Annotated in this window: 17 protein-coding genes and 2 tRNA genes; 11 read left to right on the forward strand and 8 right to left on the reverse strand. The window is 66.5% G+C overall.

Annotated elements, in window-relative coordinates:
- Positions 1-46: 46 nt before the first annotated feature.
- The 5 genes from V3391_RS06755 to V3391_RS06775 all read left to right on the forward strand — a co-directional run bounded on the left by V3391_RS06755 (position 47) and on the right by V3391_RS06775 (position 3,253).
- Positions 47-298, forward strand: coding sequence for a hypothetical protein (locus V3391_RS06755; RefSeq protein WP_332077627.1), 252 nt, complete (start codon positions 47-49; stop codon positions 296-298).
- Positions 295-1,041 carry a phage antirepressor gene (locus tag V3391_RS06760; RefSeq protein WP_332077628.1) on the forward strand — a complete coding sequence of 249 codons (747 nt, stop codon included), beginning with the start codon at positions 295-297 and terminating at the stop codon, positions 1,039-1,041. Before V3391_RS06755 ends, V3391_RS06760 begins: the two co-directional genes overlap by 4 nt.
- Positions 1,038-1,268, forward strand: coding sequence for a hypothetical protein (locus tag V3391_RS06765; RefSeq protein ID WP_332077629.1), 231 nt, complete (start codon positions 1,038-1,040; stop codon positions 1,266-1,268). The genes V3391_RS06760 and V3391_RS06765 overlap by 4 nt, the downstream gene beginning before the upstream one ends.
- Positions 1,269-1,350: 82 nt before the next feature.
- Positions 1,351-2,490 carry a site-specific integrase gene (locus V3391_RS06770; RefSeq protein WP_332077630.1) on the forward strand — a complete coding sequence of 380 codons (1,140 nt, stop codon included), beginning with the start codon at positions 1,351-1,353 and terminating at the stop codon, positions 2,488-2,490.
- Positions 2,483-3,253 (forward strand): hypothetical protein, encoded by a 771-nt coding sequence (locus V3391_RS06775; RefSeq protein ID WP_332077631.1) that lies wholly within the window; start codon positions 2,483-2,485, stop codon positions 3,251-3,253. The genes V3391_RS06770 and V3391_RS06775 overlap by 8 nt, the downstream gene beginning before the upstream one ends.
- Before the next feature lie 132 nt (positions 3,254-3,385).
- On the opposite strand, the gene V3391_RS06780 is transcribed toward V3391_RS06775, so the two are convergent.
- The 4 genes from V3391_RS06780 to V3391_RS06795 all read right to left on the reverse strand — a co-directional run bounded on the left by V3391_RS06780 (position 3,386) and on the right by V3391_RS06795 (position 4,878).
- A complete protein-coding gene (locus V3391_RS06780) occupies positions 3,386-3,820 on the reverse strand; it encodes a hypothetical protein (protein WP_332077632.1) in 435 nt (144 codons plus the stop codon).
- Positions 3,810-4,517: a hypothetical protein gene (locus V3391_RS06785; RefSeq protein ID WP_332077633.1), complete on the reverse strand. Its 708-nt coding sequence runs from the start codon at positions 4,515-4,517 to the stop codon at positions 3,810-3,812. Before V3391_RS06785 ends, V3391_RS06780 begins: the two co-directional genes overlap by 11 nt.
- A gap of 172 nt (positions 4,518-4,689) precedes the next feature.
- Positions 4,690-4,766 (reverse strand) — tRNA-Arg (locus tag V3391_RS06790).
- A 35-nt stretch (positions 4,767-4,801) separates the two neighbouring features.
- Positions 4,802-4,878, reverse strand: a tRNA-Pro gene (locus V3391_RS06795).
- Positions 4,879-5,035: 157 nt separating this feature from the next.
- Between V3391_RS06795 and V3391_RS06800 the strand changes: the two genes are divergently transcribed.
- The gene (locus V3391_RS06800; protein WP_332077634.1) at positions 5,036-5,797 is read left to right on the forward strand and encodes a Bax inhibitor-1/YccA family protein; all 762 of its coding nucleotides are present in this window, start codon (positions 5,036-5,038) and stop codon (positions 5,795-5,797) included.
- A gap of 73 nt (positions 5,798-5,870) precedes the next feature.
- Here V3391_RS06800 and V3391_RS06805 read toward each other — a convergent pair whose 3' ends face one another.
- From V3391_RS06805 to grxC, 4 genes are all read right to left on the reverse strand, one after another.
- Positions 5,871-7,202, reverse strand: a complete 1,332-nt coding sequence (locus V3391_RS06805; RefSeq protein WP_332077635.1) for a Na+/H+ antiporter NhaC family protein — start codon at positions 7,200-7,202, stop codon at positions 5,871-5,873.
- 168 nt (positions 7,203-7,370) lie between these two features.
- Positions 7,371-8,378, reverse strand: a complete 1,008-nt coding sequence (locus tag V3391_RS06810) for an isocitrate dehydrogenase (protein WP_332077636.1) — start codon at positions 8,376-8,378, stop codon at positions 7,371-7,373.
- 164 nt (positions 8,379-8,542) lie between these two features.
- On the reverse strand, positions 8,543-8,935 hold the full coding sequence (locus tag V3391_RS06815; RefSeq protein WP_332077637.1) for a carboxymuconolactone decarboxylase family protein: 393 nt from the start codon (positions 8,933-8,935) through the stop codon (positions 8,543-8,545).
- Positions 8,932-9,180 carry a glutaredoxin 3 gene (gene grxC / locus V3391_RS06820; RefSeq protein ID WP_332077729.1) on the reverse strand — a complete coding sequence of 83 codons (249 nt, stop codon included), beginning with the start codon at positions 9,178-9,180 and terminating at the stop codon, positions 8,932-8,934. Before grxC ends, V3391_RS06815 begins: the two co-directional genes overlap by 4 nt.
- A 213-nt stretch (positions 9,181-9,393) precedes the next feature.
- Here grxC and V3391_RS06825 point away from each other — a divergent pair, with 213 nt between their 5' ends.
- The 5 genes from V3391_RS06825 to ppx all read left to right on the forward strand — a co-directional run bounded on the left by V3391_RS06825 (position 9,394) and on the right by ppx (position 17,749).
- A complete protein-coding gene (locus V3391_RS06825) occupies positions 9,394-11,067 on the forward strand; it encodes a M48 family metalloprotease (RefSeq protein WP_332077638.1) in 1,674 nt (557 codons plus the stop codon).
- 229 nt (positions 11,068-11,296) lie between these two features.
- Positions 11,297-11,986, forward strand: coding sequence for a phosphate regulon transcriptional regulator PhoB (gene phoB / locus V3391_RS06830; protein ID WP_232138165.1), 690 nt, complete (start codon positions 11,297-11,299; stop codon positions 11,984-11,986).
- A gap of 677 nt (positions 11,987-12,663) precedes the next feature.
- Positions 12,664-13,992 (forward strand): phosphate regulon sensor histidine kinase PhoR, encoded by a 1,329-nt coding sequence (gene phoR / locus V3391_RS06835; protein ID WP_332077639.1) that lies wholly within the window; start codon positions 12,664-12,666, stop codon positions 13,990-13,992.
- Positions 13,989-16,124: a polyphosphate kinase 1 gene (ppk1, locus tag V3391_RS06840; RefSeq protein ID WP_332077640.1), complete on the forward strand. Its 2,136-nt coding sequence runs from the start codon at positions 13,989-13,991 to the stop codon at positions 16,122-16,124. The genes phoR and ppk1 overlap by 4 nt, the downstream gene beginning before the upstream one ends.
- Before the next feature lie 80 nt (positions 16,125-16,204).
- Positions 16,205-17,749 carry an exopolyphosphatase gene (gene ppx, locus V3391_RS06845; RefSeq protein ID WP_332077641.1) on the forward strand — a complete coding sequence of 515 codons (1,545 nt, stop codon included), beginning with the start codon at positions 16,205-16,207 and terminating at the stop codon, positions 17,747-17,749.
- The last annotated feature ends 11 nt before the right edge of the window (positions 17,750-17,760 follow it).

The raw sequence follows: 17,760 nt of genomic DNA on the forward strand, positions 1-17,760 counted from the left end.
GACGGCGGGTGGCGCGGAACCTTGAGAGACCCCCGAGCCCGCGGCCATGAGTGACAGTCCTGCAAACGACTACGCAATCGAGCGGGCGGTCGCGGAGCTGCTGCAGCTGCTGACCACCTGCCCCGGCGAAGAGCGCGAGGCCGCTCTGGTGGATCTTGCGCGGCGCGTTGGCCCGCGCCAGCTCGCCCGGCTGTTCGCACAGTTTATCGGCCTGGCCAACAGCGTGGCCGCGGACGAGCAGCGGCAGACGATCGGCGAAGAGCTCGCCGCGATCGCGCGGCCGGAGCCCGCGCCATGACGGGTCTGATGCCGTTCCGCTTCGAAGACAGCGCGATCCGCGTGGTCGAGATCGAGGGCCGCCCGTGGTTCGCTGGCCGCGACGTGGCCGGCGCGCTCGGCTATGCCGATCTCGGCGACGCCGTGCGCCGGCACTGCAAGGGGGCGGTGAAACGCCACCCCCTTCAGACGAGCGGCGGGTCGCAGGAGATCTCGCTCATCAGCGAGGCCGACGTCATGCGGCTCATCGTGCGCAGCAGACTGCCGGCGGCGGAGCGGTTCGAGCGGTGGGTATTCCAGGAAGTGTTGCCGCAGATCGCTCGCACCGGCCGCTACGGGCCGGCGGATCCGATGGCGGCGCTGCAGGACCCAGAGACATTGCGCGGGCTGCTGCTGACCTTTTCCCAGCGCGCGGCCAATGCCGAGCGCCTGGTCGCCGAGCAGGCGCCGAAGGTCGAGGGGTTCGAGCGCATCCCCGAGGCGCGCGGCGCGATGTGCCTGACCGATGCGGCCAAGGCGCTGCAGATCCGGCGGTGCGAGCTTATCGCGTGGATGCAGGAGCACGCGTGGATCCACAAGCGCGCCTGCACCAACTGGCTGCCGTACCAGCCCCGCATCGCCCAGGGCGTGCTGAAGCTCAAGGTCGTGCCGCGCACCGGCGTCGACGGCGTCGACCGACTCTTCGACCAGGTTCTGGTGACGCCCAAGGGCCTCACGCGCCTGGCGGAACTGCTCAACGCGCCAGCGAGGCTCGCGCACGGATGATCGGGCCCGTACTCCAGTTCGAAGACCTGCAGCGCATCTGCCAGCCAGATCCCGACAAGCCACCGCCGCGCCGCGGCACCGTCGAGGCCTGGGCCAAGCGCATCGGCCTGCCGATCACGTACGACAGCCGTGGGGGCGTGATCACCACCGTCGACGCCTTCAACCGCGCCCTGGGCATTGGGTCGCCGGCGGCGAACGATGGCATGCTCGGAGCGGAGGACCTGTAGGCACGCCATGGGAAGAGGACGCCCCCGCAAACACGACCCGTCGATCCCCGCGCACATCGACCAGACGCGGCTGCCCGCCGGCATGCTCTGGGACAAGTCGGGTACCGGCCGCTGGTACATGCGCGCCACCGACGTCGACGGGAAGGTGCGCGCGACCACGGTCGCCGGCCGGGACGCGCGGCTGTCGGAGCTGCACGCGATCGCCGAGGACCGTGCCGGCGGCACAGCGCGCGGCACGATCGCCTATCTGATCGAGCACTACCACGCGCACCGCGAATTCAAGGAACTGGCCGAGACCAGCCGGAAGCGCTACGGCGAGCACGCGGCCGGCATCAAGGCCTATCCGACGAAGCGCGGGCCCCTGGGCACGCTGAAGGTCGACAGCCTGACGCAGCCTTTTATCCGCGCACTAGTCGACCAGATTGCCGACGGTCGCCCCGCGGACAAGCGCGGCGCGGAACCGGTGCCGCCCTACCCGACCAAGGCGAACGCCTGGCTTCGCTACCTGCGCCGGCTGTTCTCGTTCGGCATCGAGCGTGGTCTGTGCCGCACCAACGCAGCGCGCGGCGTGCGGCAGGTCAAGGAAGTTCGCAACGCACGGATGCCCACGCCTGAAGCGTTCCGCAAGATCTACCACTACGCGAAGGCAGGCAGCGAGCTGCAGCCGCGGGAGAAAGGTCGACAGCCGCCATACCTGTGGGCCGCGATGGAGCTCGCCTTCCAGGCGCGCCTGCGCCGAATCGAGGTGATTACACTCCACGACGGACAGGTGACCGAGGTGCTGGCTGACGCCGGCAGCGAGGCGGTCGAATTGCTTGAGACTCGCCGGCGCAAAGGAAGTCGCGACAACCAGGTACGCATCGGCAGCCGGATGCGTGAGGCGATTGCCGCGCTGCAAGCGCACCGCGCCATCATTTGGGCCCGCAAGGGATTCGCGACGCCGATCCGCCCGGAACAGCGCGCGCTATTCGTCAGCGAAGACGGCACGCCGCTCACGCGCGACGGCTTCAAAAGCAGCTGGGGGAAGATGATGCGCGCCGCCTTGAAGGCCGGGATCATCGCGCCCGAAGACCGCTTCGCCATGCACGGCCTCAAGCACCGCGGCATCACCGACACCAAGGGCACCCGTGCGGATAAGAAGCATGCGAGCGGGCATGTCACTGACTCGATGGCCAGCTTGTACGATCACGACCTTCCAATGGTCGAGCCTGCAGATGACTAGAAAACCGGAAAATACAGGCGCAAGTAGTGCAGTGCTGGGTTGGAACTGGGCCACCCTGGTCACGATATTGATCGCTTACGGCTGCGCGCTTGGAGCGATCTTCATGCGCGGGTACTGGGGTGCCTTTGATATCGACCCTTTTCAGTACGGTGGAGCAGCTGAAACGGCTTGGGCAGGGTTCGCAGCGGTCGCAGTGTCAATGGCGTTGGTCGCATTCGGCGCGTGGATTGGGCACCTCATCGCTCATCGGATAGGAGATTGGCCAACTAGGGGCCGCCCCGCGCGCGCAAGCGTCATGGCGATTGGCGGTGGCGTGCTTGTCGCGTGCTGGGTCGCCGGCCAGTGGTGGGTTCTTTCAGCTTTAGGTGGGGTGCTTGTAGTCGGCTTCATGGTTACCGCCACAGCAGCACTACCCAGCACCTATCGAACACCAGATGCGGCGATTTGGGTAGGCGTGCTGCTGGTTTACCTACCGATGTCCGCCCACCTGACGTCTCAAAGCCGGGCCCAAGCCATGTCTGACGTCACGGCTGGACGCATCATCGACCCGGGTCGTAGCACCATCGGCGTTGAGCTGCGTGGCCCAGCGAAGCTGATTGGAAGGCTAGGAGGCGACGCAGTTATCCTCGAAGCAAACTCGAACTCTGTGATCTTTGTCCCGCAGACCGCGGAGCTGCGAATCGTCACAAAGCCGGCAGTAGATCCCGCGCGCATCATGAGTAATCGGCGGATCATTCAGGAGCGGGAAGTTGAGCACCGCTAACCTACTGCCTCGTCACGGGGCCGCATCGTTGGCAAAGGCACCAACCCAAGATCGGTCACCTTCCCATCTGGTAAGCGCAGTCAATCTGATCGGTGCCCGCACGAGTGAGGATTCGCCATGTCGTCACTCCACTCATGCGGCTTGACTGGACTCGGCCGCCTCTAGCTGTTTCACGATCACGCGGATCTGCTTCACTCGCGCAATCTGCATCTTGGCGTCGCTCTTGTTCACAGAGCGATTCAACCTGTAATCGGCGACCACGCGTGAAGCTCTACACGTGTTTAAGAGATCGCTCAATGTCGACGCTGTCGGCTTCAAACGTGTCCAGCTTCCACACACATCTGAGACGTCCCATTTACGCAGTCGTGCGCCAACTTCGTGGTGGGAGAGGTGGGAAGAACTCTCCTTGAATGAGTCCGATTCTGGCAATCGACACGCGATGCCAATGACGCTGTGAAAACCAGCGTAATAAGCGCGACCAATCGAGCAACGAAACTCGACCTCGCTCGACGCTGATTCGACAATTTGCTGAGCGAAATCTACAAGAACTTTGTCATCAATCGGCATCTTTGATCGCGTCCGTGTGCATCAATGCGAACGACAGGAGCCCTCGCTGTACCACCTCGAAGGACTGTTCGTTGATCTTCGTGAGAAGCTCCCATTCAATAGCAGCGATCTCGTCGTAATCGCCAGACACCGCCATCTCATAAAGAATGGTCGGCTGGTCTTTTTCCACGTCAACGCCCGTGACGCGGAACGCTCTAGCAAGGTCACAAATCTGCTTAAGTTCACGACGCGCGAACTGCACAGCATCAACGAAGTCCGTTGGCTGTATGCCATCTGGAATTTCATTGAAGCCAGGGCAGTCCAATGTCTCTTGCCTCATCCGGAGCAGCTCGACATCGAGATCCGCCGCGCTGGAAAACCAGCCGCCGCACGTTAACAGTTGCTGGATCACATGAACTGCGGCGGGCTGGCCTCGGTAGAACTGAGGGTGTGCGTCGAGGATTTCCTTGGCGCGATAGCAGTGCCCGCCCACAACGAGGGTCATCGCATAACGGACGATCGTTCCTGTCAGATCGTCGGTTGATGCTAGAGCTAGCGAATACAGGCGATCTGCCTCTTCGAGGTTTCCCTCAACGAGCGCAATATGCGCGCGTAGCTCGAGGGACTCGCAGTGGTTGGCCTTCGCCAAGCTCGCGGCGTCGCGTTTCAGCTTGGCTAGACGCAGCTGGCTAGGCGACGCGACATGGATGAGATCCAAGGCATCGTCTAGCGAGTCGTTAAAAATCGTAAGCGCTGTAGCCGCTTTAGTCATGAGCCAATGCCACTGTCGTACTCCGTTGCGACGGTGCTCCGCCTCATTCTAAACAGAACAAGTAGTCAGGAGATTAATCAGGAGACAGCAAGAAGCCTCCGCTAACGCATTGATTTTATGGCGCGCCCGACAGGAATCGAACCTGTAACCCCCGACTTAGAAGGTCGGTGCTCTATCCGGTTGAGCTACGGGCGCCAGTGCGTCGAATGATAAACGCGGCTGGTACCCGATGGTCGGGGTAGAGGGATTCGAACCCCCGACATCCTGCTCCCAAAGCAGGCGCGCTACCAGACTGCGCTATACCCCGCCGGAACAAGCGGTCGAACCTGACCCCGACACGGCCAGGGCCGTACGAAGGGCGCAATTGTACGACCGCCGCGCGTGCTGTCAATGCAGTGCAGCATACGGATGCACGTGTATCCTCCCTTCCGATCCGAATCCATGGACAGACAGGGGCGAAACTCATGCGCAGCGGCAATCCGGCACTGAAGGAATCCACCTTCCTCGATCTCGCCAGCGGCAGCGTCGTGTCACGCGACGGCGAGGCGATGACCCTCAACGGCACCGTCAACAAGACCGGCTTTCTGCTGCTGTTGACGATCCTCACCGCCGCGTTCGCGTGGTCGCAGGTCGAGTTCGGCGCCGACGGCCGTCCGCAGCCCGGCTTCGGCATCTACATGTGGGGCGGCCTGATCGGCGGCTTCATCCTCGCGATGGTCACCGTGTTCAAGAAGGAATGGGCGCCGGTCACCGCGCCGGCCTATGCGCTGGTGGAGGGCTTCTTCCTCGGCGCGATCTCGGCGATGTACAACTTCATGTACGAAGGCATCGTGCTGCAGGCGGTGATGCTGACCTTCGGCACGCTGTTCGCGCTGCTGGCCGCCTACCGCACCGGCCTGATCAAGGCGACCGAAAACTTCAAGCTCGGTGTCGTGGCCGCGACCGGCGGCATCGCGCTGGTGTATCTGGCGACGATCGTGCTCGGCTTCTTCGGCGTCTCGATTCCGCTGATCCACGAATCAGGCCTGGTCGGCATCGGCTTCAGCCTGTTTGTCATCGTGATTGCCGCGCTGAATCTGGTGCTGGACTTCGACTTCATCGAAACCGGCGTCGAACAGGGCGCACCGAAGTACATGGAGTGGTACGGCGCGTTCGGCCTGATGGTCACGCTGGTGTGGCTGTACATCGAGTTCCTGCGTCTGCTGTCGAAGCTACAGCAGCGCTGAGCCACCCCGCTCCACCACGAAGAAGGCGCCCGGATCGGGCGCCTTTTTTGTGGGCGATGTCTGCGCGCGGCGATCAGCTCCGCGTCGTCGGCGCCTCGACGGCGCCGGCGTCGCTGCGGCCGGGCCAGAGCATGAAACCGATGGTCACCACGGCGAGCAGCCAGCAGTAGTGCACGCTGCCGGCGAGCGCGAGCGGCGAGACCGAGGCGAGGGAAGCGGCCAGCAGGATCTGCGCGCCGTAAGGCAGCACGCCCTGCACGACGCAGGCGAAGATGTCGAGCACGCTGGCCGCGCGCCTGGGGCTGATGCCGTGCTTTTCGGCGATGTCGCGCGCGACGCTGCCGCTGACCAGAATCGCGACGGTATTGTTGGCGGTGAATACGTCGGCCGCGGTCGACAGGGCGGCGATACTGAACTCGCCCGAGCGCCTGGTGCGACGCCCGCGTGCGAATTTCGCGATCAGCTGCGCGAGCCAGTCGAGACCGCCGCTGGCCTTGGTCAACGCGCTCAGGCCGCCGATCAGCAGCGAAAGCAGCAGGATCTCGACCATGCCTTCGAAGCCGGTCCAGATGTCGCCCACGAACGGCACGACGCCGTAGTCGTCGGCGAAGACCAGACCGAAGCCGCCGGCCAGCACGATGCCCAGGCCCAGCACGATCAGAACGTCCACGCCCGCCAGCGCGAGCGCCAGCACGATCACGTAGGGCAGCATCAGCCACGCGGACGCGCTGCTCTCGGATTCGATCGGCGAGGCGCCGCCCAGCACGCCGAGCAGCACGACGGTGGCCAGCGCGGCCGGCGTCGCGATCTTGAAGTTCTCGCGGAACTTGTCGCGCATCTGCGCGCCCTGGGTGCGGGTGGCGGCGATCGTGGTGTCGGAGATCATCGACAGGTTGTCGCCGAACATCGCGCCGCCGATCACCGCGCCGACCACCAGCGCGCGATCCAGCCCGGAGGCTTCGGCGACGCCGAGTGCGATCGGCACGACGGCGGCGATCGTGCCCATCGACGTGCCGATCGCCAGCGAGATCAGCGCCGACAGCACGAACAGACCCGGCAGGATCAGCGGTGCGGGAATCGCCGACAGCCCGATCGACACCACGGCGTCGACTGCGCCGATCGCGCTCGACACATAGGCGAATGCGCCCGCCAGCAGGAAGATCAGGCACATCAGCACGATGTTGGGATCGCCCATGCCGCGCAGCAGGATGTCGCCGGCCTGCAGGCCGCGGCGGTGCGCGATCCAAGCGGCGAGCGCCAGCGCGGGCAGGATCGCGACCGGCGCGCGGAGCTGGTAGAACCCCATTGCCTCGCCCTGCGCGGTGAAGTACAGCCCGGCACCGAAGAACAGCGCGAGGAACAGCAGCAGCGGCGTCAGCGCGAGTGCGCTGGGACGGACGGTCATGCGGGTGGATTCCGGGAGGGGCAATGCGTGTGCGCATTGTGCGCAGGACGCGTCGCCCCGTCATGACGACCGACAGGATGGCCTGCAACGAAAAACGGGACGCCGAAGCGTCCCGTTCTTCGATCGCCGCGCCGCCACTGCACGGCGCGCGAGTGAGACAAGCGGCCTTTACAGGCGCGCCGCGATCGCCTTGGCGAACGCCATCGTGTTGCCGGTGCCGCCGAGGTCCGGCGTCACGCCGTCCTTGGCATCGAGCGTGGCGACGATCGCCTTGCGCAGGCGCTCGGCCTGCTCCGGCAGCGCCAGATGGTCGAGCATCTGCGCCGCGGCGAGCAGCAGCGCGCAGGGGTTGGCGACGCCCTTGCCGGCGATGTCCGGCGCCGAACCGTGCACGGCTTCGAAGATCGCCGCGTCGGTGCCGATGTTCGCGCCCGGGGCCAGACCCAGACCGCCGACGAGGCCGGCGCACAGGTCGGAAATGATGTCGCCGAACAGGTTCGTCGTCACGATGATGTCGAACTGCTCGGGACGCATCACCAGCTGCATGCAGGTGTTGTCGACGATCATCTCGTTGGCTTCGATGTCCGGATACTCGGCCGCCACTTCGCGCGCGACCTTCAGAAACAGGCCCGAAGTGCTCTTGAGGATGTTGGCCTTGTGGACGATCGTGACCTTCTTGCGACCGGTCTTGCGCGCCAGCTCGAACGCGTAGCGCACGATGCGGTCCGAACCCTTGCGGGTGATGCGCGTGATCGAGACCGCGGTCTCGCCGTCGGCCGAGGTTTCTTGGCCTTCGCTGATGTACGAGCCTTCGGTGTTCTCGCGGATCGTGATGAGGTTCACGCCATCGGCGAAACGCGAGCGCGTGTTCGGGAACGAGGTCGCCGGACGCACGTTGGCGTAGAGATCGAACTGGCGACGTAGTTCCACGTTGATCGAGCTGAAGCCGCCACCGACCGGCGTGGTCAGCGGGCTCTTGAGCGCGATCTTGTTGCGGCGGATCGATTCGAGCGTCGCGGCCGGCAGCAGTTCGCCGTGCTTCTCGAGCGCCATCAGGCCCGCGTCCGCGTCTTCATAGGTGAGGCCGAGCTGCATCGCGTCGAGCACGTGCAGCGTCGCGTCCATGATCTCCGGGCCGATGCCGTCGCCGCGGATGACCGTAATCGTGTGCGTCATGTGGGGTGGGATTCCGTGCGCAGGGACGACGCGCGATGCGCGGCGTCGGGTGAGGGGAAAACCCGCCCATTATGCCCGAGGCGCCCTACCCGACCCAAACGTGGGCAGATCGGCGCGCCACCGCGGCTTCCCGAACGCGCTTCCCGCGTGTCGCAGCGAAGCGCTCAGTCGTGCGCGTGCTCCGCCGGTGTGCCGGCTTCGCCCTGCTCCAAACGATCGAGGAAATCGACCGCGCGGCGCAGATGCGGAATCACGATGCTGCCGCCGACGACAAGCCCGACGGAGAAGGTTTCGAACAGCTCCTCGCGCGTCGCGCCGGCCTCCTTGCACTGCGCTACGTGATAGCTGATGCAGTCGTCGCAGCGCAGCACCATCGAGGCGACCAGGCCGAGCAGTTCCTTGGTCTTGAGATCGAGCGCGCCGGCCTGGTAGGTCTGCGTGTCGAGCGCGAAAAAGCGGCGCACGACCTGGTTGGGCTCGGCCAAGATGCGCTCGTTCATGCGCTTGCGGAACGCGCTGAACTCGGCGACGCGGTCGGTCTCGTTGTCACCGCTCATGCGCCTGCACCCTGGATCAGCGGCAGGAAGCCGCCCTTGCGGTGCAGCGCCATCATGTCGTCGTAGCCACCCACATGGGTGTCGCCGACGAAGATCTGCGGCACGCTGGTCCGGCGCGCAAGCGCCACCATGCGTTCGCGCTCGGCGACGTCCAGATCGATGCGCACCTCGCGCCAGTCCAGCCCCTGACTCTTGAGGAAGGTCTTGGCGGCGACGCAGAAGCCGCAGATCGCACTGGTGTACATCACGATCTCCGGCGCGGCGCCGGACGATGCGGTGGTGGGGGAATCGAGGGTCACGGCAGTCTCCGGAAACTTGTCGGGCGATTGTCGGTCAGATGGGGGTGCGGCGCCGTGTTTTCCATGCGGCGCCACGCACCGTCGCCTTAACATGGCATTCATGCCCTCCGCGCATGCCACCGGCATGCTGCACCTTCGCCGCCTGACCCGAACGAGCCGATGCGCCGAACCCAGACGCCCCACCGCCCTGCCCGCTTCGCCCTGCTGCCGCCGATCGCGGCGCTGGTACTGGCGACGGCCGCGGTGTGCGCGCCGGCGCAGGACACACGCCTGCCGGACATCGGTTCCTCCGCCGGCACCGTGCTCAGTCCGGCGAAGCAGTCCGAATACGGCCAGATGCTGCTGGCGCAGCTGCGCCACTACAACTACGTACTCGAGGATCCGCTGGTCGATGGCTGGCTGCGCACCACCGGCAACCGCCTCGCCTCGTCGAGCGACCAGCCGCAGCAGCCCTTCACGTTCTTCATGATGCGCGACCGCAGCATCAACGCATTCGCGACCCTCGGCGGCTACATCGGGATGAACGCCGGCCTGGTGCTGGCGGCCGAGACCGAGGACGAAGTGGCCGCGGTGCTCGCGCACGAAGTCGCGCACGTCACCCAGTCGCACGTCCTGCGCGGCGTCGAGCGCGCGCAACGCGACCAGGTGCCGATGCTGCTGGCGATGCTCGGCGCGATCGCGGTCGCCTCGCAGAGCGGCAGCAATTCGTCCGACGACGCGGCGATGGCGGTCATTGCCGGCGCGCAGGGTCTCGCGATCCAGCGGCAGATCGATTACACGCGTTCCAACGAGTCCGAAGCCGACCGGCTCGGTATCCGCACGCTGTCGCGCGCCGGTTACGACCCCGAAAGCATGGCTTCGATGTTCGAGCGCATGCAGGCGGTCTCGCGCACCAACCAGGGCGGCGATCGCGAACGTGTGCCCGATTACCTGCGCACGCACCCCGTCACCACCACGCGCATCAGCGAGGCGCGCGATCGCGCCGAGCGCATGGACCGCGACACCGTGCAGGTCACCACCTCGACACCCGAGGGCACGCGTACCGAACGCGTGCCGGTGAGCCCCGGCGCCGAGGCGCCTGCGCGCGGGTTCGGCAATCCGATGTTGCCGGTGGATCTGCGTCTGCCGGCGAATGCGCTGTCGGGCGTCGACGGCACGGCGTTCGGCTGGGCGCGCGAACGCCTGCGGGTGCTCAGCGCCAACACGCCCGCGCAGGCGGTGCGCGAGTACGAAGCCATGCGCCGCAACGGCACGCTGACCGATGCACAGCGTTATGGCCTGGCCGTCGCCCGGCAGCGGCTCAACGAACTCGATGCCGCAGGCAAGGCGTTCGGCGAATTGCTGGCCGAGTATCCGGGCGATGTCTGGCTGACGCTGGGCGTGGCCGAGACCGACGCCCGTGCCGGCCGGATCGCGGCCGCCGACCAGCGCTTCGAGACCCTGATCGACCGCATGCCGCGCCATCCGGCGGTGGTGCTGACCTATGCGGCTGCATTGGCCGAGCGGAATACGCCCGAAGCCGGGTTGCGCGCGCAGGCGATCCTGCGGCCGCTGCTGAATTCCTCCGGTGGCGACCCGGCCTTCCAGCGCGCCTTCGCCCGGGCCAGCGAGACCGCCGGCGATCCGGTCCGCGCCGGCGAGGCCTGGGCCGAAGCCGCGGTGCTCGGCGGCCGCCCGGAGCAGGCGCTGATCCAGCTCAATACGCTGAAGAAGCGCGAGGATCTGGACTATTACGCCCGCACCCGCATCGATGCGCGGATCGCGTCGATCACCCCGACGGTACTGGAGCTGCGGCGTCAGGGCATCCGGGACGAGGACCTGCGGCGGCGCTGAGTCGAGGGCTGTGGAGCGGCCGGATCGACTGATTCTTGTCCTGCCCCACCCTCGCGCGATGCGCGTCGACCACCGGATCAGGTCCGGGCAGGCTTTCTCCGGAGGGAGAGGTGCTGACGTGCTGCGACGACTCTTGACCGCGCCGCATGACACCGGGTCGCGCCTGTCGCCAAACCGTCACAAAACTGTCGTGTAATGGCGCCATCCCACCGGCGCTATGGACCGATCCATGCAGAAACGCATCCTCATCGTCGATGACGAACCGGCGATCCGCGACATGGTCGCCTTCGCCTTGCGCAAGGGCGAGTTCGAGCCGATGCACGCCGGCGACGCGCGCGAGGCACAGTCGGCGATCGTCGACCGCGTGCCGGACCTGATCCTGCTCGACTGGATGCTGCCCGGGACCAGCGGCCTGGAACTGGCGCGCCGCTGGCGCAAGGACGCCCTGACCCGCGACATACCGATCATCATGCTCACCGCCCGCGGCGAGGAGAACGACCGCGTCGGCGGCCTCGAAGCCGGCGTCGACGACTACGTCGTCAAGCCGTTCTCGGCCCGCGAGCTGCTGGCACGCATCCGCGCAGTCATGCGCCGCGCCCGCGACGACGACGAGGACGGCAGCGTCACCGTCGGCGCCCTGCGTATCGACGGCGCCGCGCACCGGGTCTTCGCCAGCGACGCGCCGGTGACGATCGGCCCGACCGAATACCGCCTGCTGCACTTCTTCATGACCCACCCCGAACGTGTCTACAGCCGCTCGCAACTGCTCGACCACGTCTGGGGCGGCAGCGTCTACGTCGAGGAGCGCACGGTCGACGTGCACATCCGCCGCCTGCGCAAGACGCTGGAGCCGAGTGCGCTCGATGGGATGGTGCAGACGGTGCGGGGATCGGGGTACCGGTTCTCGGCGTCGGTCTGACGCGACGCGCGCCGCGCCCTGCTTTTGATCTTCGCGACGCCGCACTGCGCATCGAACACCCGGAGGGCGGCGGGCATGGATGCCTGCCGTTTTCCGACCGAGCCACGATGGCGAGTCGGAAAATGCCGGAACGAACGACTGGCCGGGTTCGCTCCGTCGGGGCTGGCCCTTTTCTTTGGTTCCGTTTCTTTGACTCGCATCTTCGATACTCGCCCCTTCGGGGCCGGCTGCGCCGTTCGCACTGCGTGCGTGGGGCCAGCAGAAGAAATGAACCCGCTCGCCGCAAGGCGAGTGGAAGCGTTGGACTTTGATGTTCGCTTTTGACGGCAAAGCGATCCAGCGCGGGGCGGAGCAACATCAACGGCTTTCGTCCGCTGACGCGGCCGAGTTCATTTCTTTTGGTGGACGCCAAAAGAAACGGAACCAAAGAAAAGCGTCTCCCCGACACGTCCACAGCCCGCGGCTTGATGCGCACAGGGATTTTTCCGACTCGCCATCCTGGCTCGGTCGGAAAACGCCGCCCATCCATGGGCGGCGCCCTCCGGGTCAGCATTACGTGCGACGCGTTCTGTTTCATGACACAGCAACAGCAACAGCAACAGCAAAAACCAGAAGCACCCTCGACATCCTGATTTCTTACGCCAACCTGTCACCTGACATTGCCTAGACTCAACGACATGCCGCCCCGCATCCATGCTGCCTGGACCCGCACGCTGCTGCAGCTCGTGGCCGTGCTCGGCGTGGCGGCCGTGCTGGGCGCGCTGGCCGGCCATATCTGGATGGCGCTGGCGGTCGCGGCGCTCGGGGTGCTGGCCTGGCACTACTGGAAACTCTACGACCTGCTGACGCGGCTGACCTCGCGCAGCCGTGTGCCGCCGCCGGAGGGAGATGGCGTGTGGCAGGAGACGGATCGCATGCTGCACCGGGGACAACAGGACATGCGCGCGCGCAAGCGGCGGTTGATTGCGATGCTGCGCGCGTACCGCGCGGTGGCGGCGGCGTTGCCGGATGCAGTGGTGGTGGTCGATCGCAACAGCCAGCGCATCCAGTGGTTCAACCGTGCGGCGACCAGTCTGCTGGGCCTGCAGATGCCGCGCGACGTCGGCAAGCCGGTCGGCGACACGCTGCAGCCGCTGCCGGTCGCGCACTGGCTGGCGCAGGGGCGACGAGCGGAGCCGATGCTCGATGTGCCGTCGCCGCACTCCTCGGGCACACGCCTCGAACTGCGGCTGATCCCCTACTCCGACGATCTGTGGCTGCTGCTCGCCCGCGACGTCACCCGGATCATGAAGCTCGAACAGATGCGCCGGGACTTCGTGGCCAATGTGTCGCATGAACTGCGCACGCCGCTGACCGTGGTCCACGGCTATCTCGACATGCTCGATCCGGCCGAGCAGCCGGAATGGGCGCCGATGCTGGCCGAGATGCAGAACCAGTCGCAGCGCATGACCCAGCTGGTCGAGGATCTGCTCACGCTGTCGCGCCTCGAAGCGCAGGAGGGCGTCGGCGACGAGAGTGTGTCGATGGCCTCGATGCTGGCCACGCTGCGACGCGAGCTCGAAGTGCTGAGCCAAGGCCGGCACACGATCGCAGTCGAGGACACCTCGCCGACCGATCTCGTCGGCTCGACCCGCGAACTGCACAGCGCGTTTTCCAACCTTGTCAGCAATGCGGTGCGTTACACGCCGGCCGGTGGTCGCATCACGATCCGCTACGCACCGCTTGCGAACGGCGGCGTCGCGCTGTCGGTCGAGGACACCGGCTACGGCATTCCGGCCGCGCATCTGCCGCGCATCACCGAACGCTTCTATCGCGTGTCGACCAGCCGTTCGCGCGAATCGGGCGGCACCGGTCTCGGCCTCGCCATCGTCAAGCACGTGTTGCATCTGCACCAGGCGCGCCTCGAGATCGAGAGCGAAGTCGGCGCCGGCAGTCGCTTCGCCTGCCATTTCACCGCTGAGCGCGTCCGCGCTCGCGACACCCAGTATTTCGGAGCCACCGCATGAGTGCCACACGTCCCCGTGTGCAGAAAGCCGCGAAATCCGCCCGTGGGCCCGAGCCCGTCGACGCGTCGAGCGAACCGGTCGATCCACTGCGCGATCCGGCGCTGTATCTCAATCGCGAACTGTCGCAGCTGGACTTCAACTTCCGTGTGCTGGCGCAGGCGCAGGACGAGTCGGTGCCGCTGCTCGAGCGTCTGAAGTATCTGTGCATCGCCTGCACCAACCTTGACGAGTTCTTCGAGATCCGTGCCGCGACGATGCATCACGCGCAGGACTTCGGCGTGCCGCTGCCGCCCGACGGGCTGACCCCGGCAACCGTGCTCAAGCGCATCCACGAGCGCACCGCGCAGCTGGTCGAGGCGCAGTATTCGTGCTGGAACCAGGTGCTGCGCCCCGCGATGTCCGAGGCCGGCGTGCGCGTGCTGGGCCGCGAGCAGTGGACCGCGCGGCAGACGCGCTGGCTACGCGCCTACTTCCGTGACGAGGTGATGCCGGTGCTGTCGCCGCTGGGCCTCGATCCCGCGCATCCGTTCCCGAAGATCCTCAACAAGTCGCTCAACATCGTCGTCGTGCTCAAGGGCAAGGACGCGTTCGGCCGCGTGGGCAACCTCGCCATCGTGCGCGCGCCGCGCTCGCTGCCGCGCATCATCCAGCTGCCCGAGAGCATCTCCGGCGGCGAATACGACTTCGTGTTCCTGTCGTCGGTGCTGTCGGAGTTCGTGCACGAGCTGTTCCCCGGCATGGACGTCAAGGGCGCCTACCAGTTCCGCGTGACCCGCAATTCGGAACTGATCGTCGACGACGAGGAAGTCGAGAATCTCGCCCTCGCCCTGCGCGACGAACTCGCCGGCCGCGGCTATCTGCGGGCGATGCGGCTGGAGATCTCGGCCAAGTGTCCCAAGCCGATCGTGCGCACGCTGCTGCAGAATTTCGATCTGCCCGAGAACGCGGTCTACCGCATCGACGGCCCAGTGAACCTCAACCGCATCAGCCAGATCTTCGATCTGGTGCAGCGCCCCGACCTCAAGTTTCCAACCTTCCAGCAGCGGCTGCCCAAGGGCACCGACGCGATGTTCGAGCTCATCGCCGACGGCGACATCCTGCTGCACCACCCCTTCGATTCCTTCGTGCCGGTGCTGGAGCTGATCAAGCAGGCCGCCGAAGATCCGAACGTGCTGGCGATCAAGCAGACGCTGTACCGCACCGGCAAGGACTCGGGGATCGTCGAGCACCTGATCCAGGCCGCGCGCAACGGCAAGGACGTGACCGTCGTCGTCGAGCTGCGCGCGCGCTTCGACGAGGAAGCCAATCTCGGCCTCGCCGACCGGCTGCAGGAGGCCGGCGTGCAGGTGGTCTACGGCGTGGTCGGCTACAAGACCCACGCCAAGATGCTGCTCGTCGTGCGCCGCGAAGGCCGCAAGCTGCGCCGCTACGTGCATCTGGGCACCGGCAACTACCACGCCGGCACCGCGCGCGTGTACACCGACTTCGGTCTGCTGACGACCGATCCCGACATCGGCAACGACGTGCACCTGCTGTTCCAGCAGATGTCGGGCCTGGCGCCGGCGATCGGGCTCAAGCGTCTGCTGCAGTCGCCTTTCACCCTGCATGCCGGGGTCATCGCGCGCATCGAACGCGAAACCGCGCACGCGAAGGCCGGGCGTCCGGGGCGCATCGTCGCCAAGATGAACGCCCTCAACGAGCCGCAGGTCATGCGTGCGCTGTACGTCGCCTCTCAGGCCGGCGTGCAGATCGACCTGATCATCCGCGGCGCCTGCGCGCTGCGCCCCGGCGTGCCGGGCGTGTCGGACAACATCCGCGTCCGCTCGATCGTCGGTCGCTTCCTCGAGCATCACCGCGTGTACTGGTTCGCCAATGACGGCGAACCCGACCTGTTCTGCGCCAGCGCCGACTGGCTGGAACGCAATCTGCTGCGACGCGTGGAGACGGGCTTTCCGATTCTCGATCCGGAGATCGCGGTGCGCGTGCGCAGCGAGTCGCTCGACAACTACCTGGCCGACAACCTCAATGCCTGGGAACTGCGCGAGGACGGCACCTACGTGAAGATCGTACCGGACGGCGACACGATGCCGCATTCGGCGCAAGGCTGGCTGCTCGCACATCTGTGCGGCTGAGCGGGCGGCGCGGCATGCATTAACATGCCCGCTCCCCCAACGCCGTCGGTGCGACCTGCGCCGCGGCATCCAGGAATGCCATGACCGGTCATGACACGCTCGCGCTCGCCGAGGCACTGACGGTACCGCTCGAGGACGGCGAGATGCTCGCCGCGATCGACCTGGGCTCCAACAGTTTCCACATGGTCGTGGCCCGCTACACGCTGGGCCAGCTGCGCGTCGTCGACCGCCTGCGCGAAACCGTGCGCATGGCCGAGGGCCTCGATTCACGCGGCGGACTCAATGCCGACGTGCGCCAGCGTGCGCTGCAATGCCTGTCGCGTTTCGGCCAGCGCATCCGCGACATCCCGCCGCAGCGCGTGCGTGCGCTGGCCACCAACACCGTGCGCCGGCTGGCAGCGCCACAAGCCTTTCTGGTACCGGCGGAGACGGCGCTGGGTCATGCGATCGAAGTGATCTCGGGCCGCGAGGAAGCACGCCTGATCTATCTCGGCGTGTCGCACGCGCAGCCGCCCAAGCCCGGACAACGGCGCCTCGTCATCGACATCGGCGGCGGTTCGACCGAATGCATCATCGGCAGCGGCTTCGACGCGCTGGAGCGCGAAAGCCTGCAGATCGGCTGCGTCGCCAGCACGCGGCGGTTCTTTCCCGGCGGCAAGCTGTCGAAGAAGCGCTGGCGCGAGGCGCTGGCGGAAGTGGCCGCGGAATTCCAGCAGTTCGCCAGCACCTACCGCGCGCTCGGCTGGCAGGAAGTGGTCGGCGCCTCGGGCACCAACAAGGCCATCGGCGAGATCTGCGCGGCGATGAAACTGACCAAGGGCGCGGTGACCGCGCAGGCGTTGCCGATCGTGCGCGACACGCTGCTGCAGGCGGGCCACATCGATGCGATCAACCTGCCCGGGCTGTCCGATGATCGCCGGCCGATCATCGCCGGCGGCGTGCTGGTGCTCGAAGCGGCGTTCCAGGTGCTCGGCATCGAGCGCATGCAGGTCAGCAAGGCCGCGATGCGCGAAGGCGTGCTGCGCGACATGCTCGGCCGCGGCGGCAGCGACGATCCGCGCGAGAGCTCGATCGCCGCACTGGAGCAGCGCTACGGCATCGACCAGGCGCAGGCCACGCGCGTGGAAACGACGGCGCTGCGGCTGTTCGACCAGGTCGCGCGCAGCTGGAGCCTCGACGGCGACGATCTGCGCATGCTGGCCTGGGCCGCGCGCGTGCACGAGCTGGGCCTGGTGATCGCGCACAGCCAGTACCACGTGCACGGCGCCTACGTGCTCGAACATTCCGACATTGCCGGCTTCTCGCGCCAGGAACAGCAGTTCCTCGCGACGCTGGTGCGCTGCCAGCGTCGCAAGGTCGGTAAGTCCACGTTCGAGGCGCTGCCCGATCGTCTGCTGCAACAGGCGCGTCGCACCGCTGCCCTGCTCCGCATCGCGGTGCTGCTGCATCGCAGCCACGAGGCCGACGAGATTCCGCGCCTGCAGGCGACCGCCGACGGCCCGCTGCTGCGCCTGAGCCTGCCGCGCCAGTGGCTCGATGCGCGGCCGTTGCTGCGCACCGATCTCGAAGGCGAACCTGACGACATGGCGGCGCTCGGCATCACGCTGGCGCTCACGGCGGACTGATATCGCGCTGC

The sequence above is a fragment of the Luteimonas flava genome (genome assembly GCF_036584485.1).
Taxonomy (GTDB): Bacteria; Pseudomonadota; Gammaproteobacteria; order Xanthomonadales; family Xanthomonadaceae; genus Luteimonas; species Luteimonas flava.